Annotated in this window: 10 protein-coding genes; 4 read left to right on the forward strand and 6 right to left on the reverse strand. The window is 69.7% G+C overall.

Going from position 1 to position 10,461, the window contains the following annotated elements; genetic code table 11:
• Positions 1-90 precede the first annotated feature (90 nt).
• The 4 genes from ABLI39_RS12055 to ABLI39_RS12070 are packed head-to-tail and all read left to right on the forward strand — an operon-like array spanning position 91 to position 3,994.
• Positions 91-1,053, forward strand: coding sequence for a sugar-binding transcriptional regulator (locus ABLI39_RS12055; protein WP_349413671.1), 963 nt, complete (start codon positions 91-93; stop codon positions 1,051-1,053).
• Between the two features lie 48 nt (positions 1,054-1,101).
• Complete coding sequence (locus ABLI39_RS12060) at positions 1,102-1,971, forward strand: aldo/keto reductase (protein ID WP_349413672.1); 870 nt, start codon at positions 1,102-1,104, stop codon at positions 1,969-1,971.
• 11 nt (positions 1,972-1,982) lie between these two features.
• A complete protein-coding gene (locus ABLI39_RS12065; protein WP_349413673.1) occupies positions 1,983-2,912 on the forward strand; it encodes an alpha/beta fold hydrolase in 930 nt (309 codons plus the stop codon).
• The gene (locus ABLI39_RS12070) at positions 2,909-3,994 is read left to right on the forward strand and encodes a glycosyltransferase family 4 protein (protein ID WP_349413674.1); all 1,086 of its coding nucleotides are present in this window, start codon (positions 2,909-2,911) and stop codon (positions 3,992-3,994) included. The genes ABLI39_RS12065 and ABLI39_RS12070 overlap by 4 nt, the downstream gene beginning before the upstream one ends.
• 10 nt (positions 3,995-4,004) lie before the next feature.
• Here the strand turns inward: ABLI39_RS12070 and ABLI39_RS12075 are convergent, their stop codons facing one another.
• From ABLI39_RS12075 to mihF, 6 genes are all read right to left on the reverse strand, one after another.
• On the reverse strand, positions 4,005-6,191 hold the full coding sequence (locus tag ABLI39_RS12075; protein WP_349413675.1) for a primosomal protein N': 2,187 nt from the start codon (positions 6,189-6,191) through the stop codon (positions 4,005-4,007).
• Between the two features lie 156 nt (positions 6,192-6,347).
• Positions 6,348-7,583: a methionine adenosyltransferase gene (metK, locus tag ABLI39_RS12080; RefSeq protein WP_349413676.1), complete on the reverse strand. Its 1,236-nt coding sequence runs from the start codon at positions 7,581-7,583 to the stop codon at positions 6,348-6,350.
• A 79-nt stretch (positions 7,584-7,662) separates the two neighbouring features.
• Positions 7,663-8,973, reverse strand: coding sequence for a bifunctional phosphopantothenoylcysteine decarboxylase/phosphopantothenate synthase (locus ABLI39_RS12085; protein ID WP_349413677.1), 1,311 nt, complete (start codon positions 8,971-8,973; stop codon positions 7,663-7,665).
• A 26-nt stretch (positions 8,974-8,999) separates the two neighbouring features.
• Positions 9,000-9,263 carry a DNA-directed RNA polymerase subunit omega gene (gene rpoZ / locus ABLI39_RS12090; protein ID WP_138769242.1) on the reverse strand — a complete coding sequence of 88 codons (264 nt, stop codon included), beginning with the start codon at positions 9,261-9,263 and terminating at the stop codon, positions 9,000-9,002.
• 39 nt (positions 9,264-9,302) lie between these two features.
• The gene (gmk, locus tag ABLI39_RS12095; RefSeq protein ID WP_138769241.1) at positions 9,303-9,875 is read right to left on the reverse strand and encodes a guanylate kinase; all 573 of its coding nucleotides are present in this window, start codon (positions 9,873-9,875) and stop codon (positions 9,303-9,305) included.
• Positions 9,876-9,914: 39 nt separating this feature from the next.
• A complete protein-coding gene (mihF, locus tag ABLI39_RS12100) occupies positions 9,915-10,232 on the reverse strand; it encodes an integration host factor, actinobacterial type (RefSeq protein WP_349413678.1) in 318 nt (105 codons plus the stop codon).
• Between the last annotated feature and the right edge of the window lie 229 nt (positions 10,233-10,461).

Raw genomic sequence — 10,461 nt, forward strand, 5'->3', positions numbered from 1 at the left:
CCGTCTGGCACGTCGCCGTTCAACACTATTCTTTGGAGTAATGGAAAATGGAGTCAAGCACTATGCACAAACGTGCAGAATGGATATGCAATGTCGCCGACCCGCCAGTCCGACGCCCTCCGGGCCGCCCAGCTGTATTACCTCCAGGACCTGACCATGGACGCGATCGCCCGCGAGCTCCGCACCTCCCGGTCGACCGTTTCCCGGCTGCTCTCCGCGGCCCGTGAATCCGGCCTCGTGCAGATCCAGATCCGCAGCCCGCTCGACACGGGCCCCGAACTCGAAGGCATGATCCGGGACGAATACAAGGTCGATGTGCACGTTGTGCCGGTGGTGGACACCCTCAATGAGGCGGAAACGCTGGACCGGGTGGCGATGCAGGCCGCGCGCACCATCGGCCCGCTCGTGGACTCGAACGCCATCATCGGCGTGGCCTGGGGCTCCACGCTGAGCGCGGTCAGCCGGCACCTGACCCGGAAGATCACCCACGACAGCGTCATCGTCCAGCTCAACGGGGCCGGAAACATGCAGACCACCGGCATCACCTACGCCTCGGACATCATGCGGCGCTTCGGCAGCGCCTACGGTGCCCGGGTGGAACAGTTCCCGGTGCCGGCCTTCTTCGACCACGCGGCCACCAAGGAGGCCATGTGGAATGAACGCAGTGTTCAGCGCATCCTGCGGCTGCAGGCCCGGATGAGCATCGCGATCTTCGGCGTCGGATCGGTCGACGCCGACTACCCCAGCCACGTCTACGCCGGCGGCTACCTGGATGAGGACGACCTGAACGTGCTGGCCGGTTCCGACGTCGTCGGGGATGTGGCCACAGTGTTCTTCCGCGCCGACGGCTCCTCCGACGGGATCACCCTCAACGAACGGTCCACCGGGCCGGACCTTGCCCAGCTCCGGCAGGTCCGGCGCCGGATCTGCGTGGTCTCCGGTGCGTCCAAGATCAACGGCCTGCGCGGTGCGTTGGCGGCGGGCCTGGCCACGGACCTCATCCTCGACGAGGCCACGGCCCGGCGCCTGGTCGGAACCGAGCACCCAGCCTGAGTGCCGTTCCGCACCGGCCGGGCCGCCGGAATGGGTAGAGTCGATGCTATGAGAATTTTGCCCCGGCTGACCCTAAACAACGGTGTCCTGATGGACCGCCTCGGGTTCGGGCTCTACAAGGTCCCGCCGGCCGACGCGGCCGGGCTCGTCACCATGGCGCTGGAGGCAGGCTACCGGCACTTGGACACGGCCGCCATGTACGGAAACGAAACCGGCGTCGGGAAAGCTATCGGCGCCCTGTCCGCCTTCGACGGCTCCGCCGGCGGTTCCGGCGAACTGCACCCCCGGCTCGCCCGTGAGGACCTTTTTGTGACCACAAAGCTCTGGAATGACGACCAGGGCTACGACGCGACGCTTCGGGCCTTCGACACCTCCATCGCCAAGCTGGGCCTGGAATACCTTGACCTCTACCTGATCCACTGGCCGTGCGCCCGGCGCGGGCTGTACACGGAGAGCTACCGCGCCCTCGAAACCCTTTACCGCGAAGGCAGGGTCCGCGCGATCGGGGTGTCCAACTTCCAGCCCGCACACCTGGAGAACCTGCTCCAGAGCGCGGAAGTGGTGCCCGCCGTCAACCAGGTCGAGCTGCACCCGTGGCTGCAGCAGGACGAGCTGAGGGCCCTGCACGCCTCGCTGGGCATCACCACCGAGGCCTGGAGCCCGCTGGGCCGGGGCCAGGTGCTGCAGGACCCCGTTGTGCTCGAGCTCGCCGCGGCGCACCGGCGGACGGCCGCGCAGATCATCCTGCGCTGGCACCTGGAACTGGGCAACGTCGTCATTCCGAAAGCCAGCTCCTACACCCGGATCCGGGAGAACCACGACATCTTCGGCTTCAGCCTCGGCACCGCCGACCTGGACGCCCTGGCCGGCCTGGAGCGGGGCCACCGCACCGGCTCGAACCCCGACAACGTCAACTAGGATCCGATCGAATGGAACACGTGGCCACCGAACCATCCCCCGCACCTCCCCTGCTCAGCGCGGAGCTGGCGTCTCGCAGCAGCGCCTCCGCCGTGGACCTGGACGGCACGAGGGTCGCCTACTGGAGCTACGAACCGGTCCGGGAGACACCCGCAACCCGGACCATCCTGGTGATCCATGGGTTCCGCGGCGACCACCATGGCCTGCTCCGCGTGGTCGACCAGCTCCCCGAGATGCGCCTGCTCATGCCGGACCTGCCGGGATTCGGCGCCTCCGGCGCCTTCCCGCCCGGCGGTCACAGCGTGGAGGGCTACGGCCGGTTCATCAAGGACTTTATGGAAGCCCTTGGCCTCGGCCCGGACACCGTGCTGCTGGGCCACTCCTTTGGTTCGATCGTCACCAGCCACTTCGTGGCCGACCACCCCGGCGCGGTCGCCGAACTGATCCTGATCAACCCCATCGCCGCACCGGCCCTCGAGGGGCCCAAGGGACTCATGACCAAGGCGGCTGTGCTGTACTACGAGGCCGCCGCCCGGCTCCCCCGCCGCCTCGGGAACTCCCTGCTGCGCAACCAGCTGATCGTCCGGGTGATGAGCGAGACCATGGCCAAGACCAAGGACCCGGTGGTGCGCGGGTTCGTCCACGCCCAGCACAGCGCCTACTTCTCCGCCTTCGCCGACCGCGACAGCCTGCTGGAAGCCTTCAAGGCCTCCGTCGGCAGCAACGTCGCCGAGGTGGCGCCGCGCCTGGCGCTGCCGGTCCTTCTCGTGGCCGGCGAGAAGGATGAGATCGCCACCCTCCCGGACCAGCACAAGCTGTTGCCGCTGCTGCCGGACGGAACCCTCGAGGTCATTCCCGGCGTCGGGCACCTGATCCACTACGAAACCCCGGAACCCGCCGCGGGCTTCATCCGACGCTTCCTGAAGGACCACGCCGCGTGAAAATCCTCATTGACGCCCGCTTCACCAGGCTCGACCACCACGACGGCATCAGCCGCTACGGCGCCAGCCTCATCGCCGCCACCGCCAAAATCGCGGACGTCTCCATGCTGATCAGCGACACCCGCCAGCTGGCGCTGCTTCCCAACGTGCCGTACACGCTCATCAACAGCCCGCTCTCACCGGCCGAATTGTTCGTCGCGGCCAAGGTCAACCCGCTCGGGGCCGACGTGGTGGTCTGCCCGATGCAGACCATGGGCAGCTGGGGCCGTAACTACGCGCTGGTCCTGACCCTGCACGACCTGATCTACTACGAGCACCCCGCGCCCCCCGGGTTCCTCCCGGCCCCCGTCCGGGTGCTTTGGCGGCTCTACCACAAGGCGTTCTGGCCGCAGCGGGTGCTGCTGAACCGGGCCGACGTCGTCGCGACCATCAGCTCCACCACGGAATCCCTGATGGCGAAGTACCGCCTGACGAAACGGCCGGTGCGGATCGTGGGCAACGCTCCGCAGCCAGGGCTCACGCCGCGGGACCCCGGCGCCGGGGCGGACAAGACCCTGCTCTACATGGGATCGTTTATGCCGTACAAGAACGTGGAAACCATGGTCCGGGGCATGGCCGAGCTCCCGGACATGACCCTGCACCTGCTGAGCCGGATCACGCCCGAACGCCGGTCAGAGCTGGAGGCCCTGGCCCCGGCCGGAGCCAACATCGTGTTCCACAACGGCGTGACGGATACCGAATACGAGGAGCTGCTCGCCCGGACCACCGCGCTGATCAGCCTCTCCAAGGCGGAGGGGTACGGCCTGCCCCTCGTCGAGGCCATGTCCCACGGCACCCCGGTCATTGCCAGCGACATCCCGATTTTCCGCGAAGTCGGCGCGGACGCGGTCAGCTACGTCGATCCGGACTCCCCGGCAGCCTTTGCCGCGGCCGTGCGCGAACTCGAGGCGCCGGAGCAGTGGAAGGACCGATCCGCCCGCGCGGTCCGGCGCGCGGCCGAGTTCAGCTGGGATGCGTCCGCGCAGCGCCTGCTGGCCGCGGCCGAGGAAGCGGTGGCGTTGCGCGCACGCAAGCACCGCTAGAGCACATTGATTAGAGCACGTCCACGCCGTCGAGCCGCAACTGCACCGGGTCGTCGGCACGCTTGGCGGCCGCCGCGGCCTTGACTGCGCGCATGGCCCTGGTGGCGTCGGCGGCCTGGGCATACGGGATAAACATCAGCGTCCGGACGTCCCCGCCGCCGTGCCGCTCGGCGCCCGGCGCCCGTGAAGGCGGGGCGTCCGCCGGCGGCGCCCCGGCCCCGCCGGCGCCCGGCAGCGGCGCGGGTCCGGCCGACCTGAGCACGATGCCCTGCTTCGCCAGCGCCTTCTCGACGGCCTCGGTGAAGTGCCCGACGGCGGTCCGTCCCCCGGTGACGGACGCAATCCTGACCGCCGGCGGCAGCGCGAGCTCCTGCCGCAGGGCGAGCTCCCGCCCGGCGTAGCCCGCCGGGTCCCAGCGCAGCAGCGCCCCGACGCCGGCGGTGTCCTCAGCGGTGATGACCACCAGGCCGCCGTCGGCCGCGGGTCGGACCAGGGCGGCGGCGTTGAACCAGCGCCGGACGGCATCTTCTCCGGCCCGGAGGTTTTCGCGGCGCAGCAGCGAGTCGCCGTCGAGCAGCAGCGCGGCAGCGTAGCCGCCGGCCGCCACCGGCTCGGCGCCGACGGTGGCAACAACCAGGGCCTTGGAGTCCGGGACCGTGGCCAGGACCCGGTCACCGGAGGAGGTGAGGACGGGCTTTCCCGGAAACGCCCGGCCGAGCTCCTCAGCGGTCCGCAGCGCCCCGGTCGCGCCCCGGCGGAGCCGAACCCCGTTGCAGTGCACGCAGCGCCATTCGGGGGCGGCCGCCGAGCACCAGCGGCACACGGGCACGGCTGCGCTGCCGCCAGGTCCGGCGATGGCCAGCGGGCCGTTGCAGGCGGTGCAGCGTGCGGGTTCGCGGCAGCGTTCGCAGGCCAGCGACGGCGCGTAGCCGGCCCGGGCCACCTGGACCAGGACGGGGCCGCGTTCCAGGCCCTCCTTCGCGGCCCGCCACGCGGCGCCCGGCAGCCGCGCGATCCGGGCCAGCGGGTCGCGTTCCTGCTCAAAGCTGTCCGCGGTGTTGAGCACGCGGGGCGCCGTGCGGCGCACCACGGCCCGGTTTGCCTCTACCGGGCGCGCCCAGCCTGATTCCACCAGCCGCTGCGTCTCGGTGCTACGTGCATGGCCCGCGAGCAGGCAGGCGGCGCCTTCGTGCGCCGCCCGGAGCAGGAGGACCTCGCGGGCATGGGCATACGGGGACCGTTGCTCGGTGTGCAGCTCATCGCCGTCGTCCCAGCAGACCACCAGGCCCAGGTTGTGCACCGGCGCGTACGCGGCCGAGCGGGTTCCGACGGCCACGCCCGCGGCGCCGCTGAGCACCCGCAGGAAGCTGCGGTAGCGGGGGGTCGGGCCGTCATCCGCGGTGAGCCTGGCCACGTCGCCGGCCGGCAGCAGCTCCAGCAGGGCTGCCTCCGCCCGGTCCAGGTCGCGGTAGTCCGGGACCACCACGACGGCGCCCCGGCCGGAGCGGCGGACGGCGGCCACGGCCTCGGCGACCAGCCGCGGCCACCCGCCGGGGCCGAATCCCTGCAGGGCGCCCAGCGCGGCGCGGGGCGACTCCCCCGCGCCCAGGTGCTGCAGGAACGCCGGCCCGTTGTGGTACCCCGCCCACCCGGAGGTGCCGGGCTCCGACGGCGCGGCGGGAGCTCCGGCGGGAGCGCCGGCGGGAGGGGCCGCGGCGAAGAGGGCGGGATCCAGCAGGCCGCCGGGAGCGAACTCCTTTTCCAGTTTGGCCATCCGCGGCGGGACGGCGACCCGCAGCACGTCGCTGACCGTGCCGGCGTAGCGCGCCGCGACCCTGCCGGCGAGGTCGGACACCGCCGGAGTGAGCACCGGAACCGGGGACACGACCTTGTACAGCGGCACCAGGGGGTGGCCGGCGTCGGAAGCGGCGGCGCGTTCGAGCAGGTAGCCGCCGAGCTCCTGGCCGCTGAACTTTACCCGGACCCGGACGCCGGGCAGGGCGGCCGCGTCGAGCTCTGCAGGCACGCTGTAGTCGAACGGCCGGTCCAGGTGCGGGAGGGATGACTCCAACTGCACCCGTGCAACCGGCAGATCGGCGGCCAGGGCGGGTCCGGCCGCGGCCGCCGAGGCGGGGAAACCGTGCAGCAGCGAGAGCTGCAGCGGCTCTTCCGGGGCGCCGCTTCGGGCTGGGGTCATGGCGACTGCCTCCCTTCGACGGCTGGTCCGGTCATGAACATTAAGAAAAGTAGCCAGGCCGCCGTTCGGCGGCCTGGCTACAGCACATCACAGGGCTGTGACATTCAGAAAACAGGCAGGGTCCGTCAACACGCTGGAAAAGAGCGCTGACGGGCCTTACGCGTTGAAGTAGGCCTTCAGCTCGTCGACGCGGTCCAGGCGTTCCCAGGTGAAGTCGGGCTCGTCGCGGCCGAAGTGGCCGTGGGCGGCCGTCTTGGCGTAGATCGGCCGCTTCAGGTCGAGCGCGTCGATGATGGCGCGCGGGCGCAGGTCGAAGATCTCCGCGATGGCAGCGCTGATCCTGGCCGGATCCACGGTTTCGGTCCCGAAGGTCTCCACGTACGTGCCGACGGGGCGGGCCTGGCCGATGGCGTAGGCGATCTGAATTTCGGCGCGCTTCGCGAGTCCCGCGGCCACAACGTTCTTGGCTACCCAGCGCATGGCGTACGCGGCCGAGCGGTCCACCTTCGACGGGTCCTTGCCGGAGAAAGCGCCGCCGCCGTGCCGGGCCATGCCGCCATAGGTGTCGACGATGATTTTGCGGCCGGTCAGGCCGGCGTCGCCCACCGGGCCGCCGATCACGAAGGCGCCGGCCGGGTTGAGGATGTTGTGCGAGCGGGAGGTGTCCAGGTTGGACAGCGCCATGACCGGGTTGACCACGTGTTCGGCGAGGTCGGCCCGGAGCTGGTCGAGGCTGGCGCCTTCGGCGTGTTGGCTGGAAATGACGACCGTTTCGACCGAGACCGGGCGGTCGCCGTCGTAGCCCACGGTGACCTGGGTCTTGCCGTCGGGGCGCAGGTACTCCAGCAGGCCGGACTTGCGGACCTCGGTGAGGCGCTCGGACAGCCGGTGCGCGAGCCAGATCGGGACCGGCATGTAGGAGGGGGTTTCGTCGCTGGCATACCCGAACATGAGGCCCTGGTCGCCGGCGCCCTGGAGGTCGTAGTCGTCCTCCTGGCGGCCTTCGCGCGCTTCGAGGGAGTTGAACACACCTCCGGCGATGTCGTTGGACTGCTGGCCGATGGAGACGGAGACGCCGCAGCGGGCGCCGTCGAAGCCGTTCGCGGAGGAGTCGTAGCCGATCCCGAGGATGGTCTCGCGGACGATCTGCGGGATCTCCACGTAGGCGTCCGTGGTGACTTCGCCGGCGACGTGGACCAGGCCGGTGGTCGCCAGGGTTTCCACGGCAACGCGGGACTCGGGGTCCTTGGTCAGCAGGGCGTCGAGGATCGCATCGCTGATCTGGTCACAGATCTTGTCGGGGTGTCCCTCGGTCACCGACTCGGACGTGAAGAGCCGGAGCGAAGCGGGCGTGGATCCGTGGAAGTCTGGGATGTGCAGCGGTAAAGTCACTCAACTACCTTACTGGTTGGGAAACGGACGTCCGGCGGCGTGTGTCCCCCTGCTAAGGAGACGTTGCTTACGCCAGCGCTCAAGCGGGCGGGACAACCCGGCTCAGCTCGGCGCTGATGCGGTCAATCACGGCAGCCGCGACGTCGGATTTGGAACCCGACGCCTCTTGGGGTTCGGAGCCGGTGCGCGAAAGGATGACTACGGCGTTGGTGTCCTCGCCGAACACCTTGTCCTGCCCCACGTGGTTGACCACCAGCAGGTCGCAGGCCTTGCGGCGCAGCTTGGCGGCGGCGTATTCCAGCACGTCCCCGTCGGCGTCGCCGGTCTCCGCCGCGAAGCCCACAATCAGCTGGTTCCGGGAGGCGGCGTCGCGGACTTCGACCAGCTCGCGGAGGATGTCCGGGTTGCGGACCAGGGAAATTACCGGGTCCGCGGTGTCGTCGCGCTTCTTGATTTTGGTTCCGGAGACGTCCGCGGGGCGGAAGTCCGCGACCGCGGCGGCCATGATGACGACGTCGGAGTCCGCGGCTGCGTGGAGAACTGCCTCGCGCAGTTCCAGCGCGGTCTCGACCTTGACGACATCGACGCCGGCGGGGGCCGGGACGTCCATATGCGCCGCGAGCAGCCGGACCCGGGCGCCGGCTTCCCGGGCCGCGACGGCGAGGGCCACGCCCTGCTTGCCGGAGGACCGGTTGCCGAGGAAGCGGACCGGGTCGAGGGGTTCGCGGGTGCCGCCGGCGCTGATCGTCACGGTGAATCCGGCCAGCGGCCGGCCAGCCGAAGGTGCGGCTGTCAGGTCCGACGTCGCCAGGTCCGACGTCGCCAGGTCCGACGTCGTCAGGTCAGGTGCATTGGGCACCCCGGGGGCGCCGGCCAGCGCCAGCGCGGCGGCGAAGATCGCCTCCGGTTCGGGCAGCCTGCCGGGGCCGGAATCCGCTCCGGTCAGCCGGCCGGTGGCGGGCTCCAGCACGGTGATGCCCCGCCTGCGGAGGGTTTCGACGTTGGCCTGGGTTGCCGGGTGGCGCCACATTTCCGTGTGCATGGCCGGGGCCATCAGGACCGGACCGCCCGCCATCAGCAGGGTGTTGGTGAGCAGGTCGTTGGCCTGGCCGGTGGCGGCACGGGCCAGGAGGTCCGCGGTGGCCGGGGCGACGACGATCAGCTCCGCCTCGTGGCCGAGCCTGACGTGGTTGACGGTGTGCACCTCGTCGAAGACGCTGTTGCTGACCGGATGCCCGGACAGGGCCTCCCAGGTGGCCACGCCGACGAACCGGGTGGCGGCCTCGGTGGGGATGACGGTGACGTCATGGCCGGCTTCAGTAAAAAGCCGGAGGAGCGACGCCACCTTGTAGGCGGCAATCCCTCCCCCGACTCCGAGGACTATGCGCACGTGACCTCCGTCAGGCAGCAGCGTGGTTACTCTGCTGCGGCTTCGATCGGCGTGGAAACGAGCTTGCCTTCGTTGATTTCGCGCAGGGCGATGGAAAGCGACTTTTCGTTCAGCTTGGTGTCAACCAGCGGGCCGACGTACTCGAACAGGCCCTCGTGCAGCTGGGCGTAGTAGGCGTTGATCTGCCGGGCGCGCTTGGCACCGAAAATCACCAGTCCGTACTTCGAATCGGCAGCCTTCAGCAGCTCGTCGATCGGCGGGTTGATGATGCCTTCAAGGTTCGTGGACACGAATTCTCCAAATTCTAACGGGCCAATCCGACCCTGCGGTTAATGCGGGTGCGGCGTTAGCCCCATGAGTGAAACAAGCTCATCCGCTGCCCGACGTACGTCATCATTGATGACCGTGTGATCGAACTCCGGTTCAGCGGCTAGTTCTACTTTACCGGTTTCCAGCCGTCGCTGCTGTTCTTCGGCGGATTCAGTGCCGCGCCCCACCAGGCGGCGGACCAATTCTTCCCAGCTGGGCGGGGCGAGGAAGACGAACTGCGCGTCCGGCACGGCCTTCTTCACCTGGCGTGCGCCCTGCAGGTCAATCTCCAGCAGCACCGAGCGGCCCTCGGCAATCGCCGCGTCGACCGTGCTCTTGAGGGTGCCGTAGGTGTTCTGCCCGTGCACCACGGCCCATTCCAGCAGTTCCCCCGCCGCGACGAGGGCGTCGAACTCTTCCTTGGACTTGAAATAGTAGTGCACCCCGTCGATCTCACCCGGCCGCGGCGGACGGGTGGTTGCCGACACTGAAAGCCAGACTTCGGGATAGTTGTCCCGGATGTAGGTGGACACGGTGCCTTTGCCGACGGCCGTCGGACCGGCGAGGACTGTCAGTCCGGGTTTCTTGCTCACGTATTCCTTTGGGCGGTGGTGGAAGCTCGGCGGGCCGGGCTATTTCTCGTCTATAAAATCTACCAGCGCGCGGCGCTGGTGGATTCCCAGGCCCCGCACCCGCCGGGACGCCGCAATGCCAAGCCGCTCCATGATCGCGGCGGCGCGCACCTGGCCGATGCCCGGCAGCGCTTCCAACAGCTCGACGACGCGCATCCGGGCGATCGCCTCGTCCGTCTCGCCCGCGCTGAGCAGCTCCGCGATGGACAGCTCCCCCGCCTTCAGCCGCTCTTTCGCCGCCGCCCGCGCAGCCCGGGCCGCGGCGGCCTTGTGCAGGGCATCGGCACGCTCGTGCGGCGTGAGGGGTCGCAAGCTCACTGACGTCCTCCCTGCATTGTCGGACGGCCCAGGCAAACAGGCCGCCCGGGCGAACCGTCCAGCACCCGGCTGGGACCACGGACTTCTCCTGAACCTACCTTCTGGCACAGGCTGAAATCAATGGATGGTTGCCCCGGCCCGGGCGGGTCCGAAGCGATGGCCGGGCGCAGCACTCGGGCGGCGACCCGGCGGCGGCGCGACTGCGGCCATGCGGCTGCGGCCATTCGCC

Source organism: Pseudarthrobacter sp. B907 (assembly GCF_040137805.1).
Lineage (GTDB): Bacteria > Actinomycetota > Actinomycetes > Actinomycetales > Micrococcaceae > Arthrobacter.

Bases quoted from the DNA above. Each gene is read 5' to 3' on its own strand.
- ABLI39_RS12055 (WP_349413671.1), top strand. From the start codon at position 91: ATGTCGCCGACCCGCCAGTCCGACGCCCTCCGGGCCGCCCAGCTGTAT.
- ABLI39_RS12060 (WP_349413672.1), top strand. From the start codon at position 1,102: ATGAGAATTTTGCCCCGGCTGACCCTAAACAACGGTGTCCTGATGGAC.
- ABLI39_RS12065 (WP_349413673.1), top strand. From the start codon at position 1,983: ATGGAACACGTGGCCACCGAACCATCCCCCGCACCTCCCCTGCTCAGC.
- ABLI39_RS12075 (WP_349413675.1), bottom strand. From the start codon at position 6,191: ATGACCCCAGCCCGAAGCGGCGCCCCGGAAGAGCCGCTGCAGCTCTCG.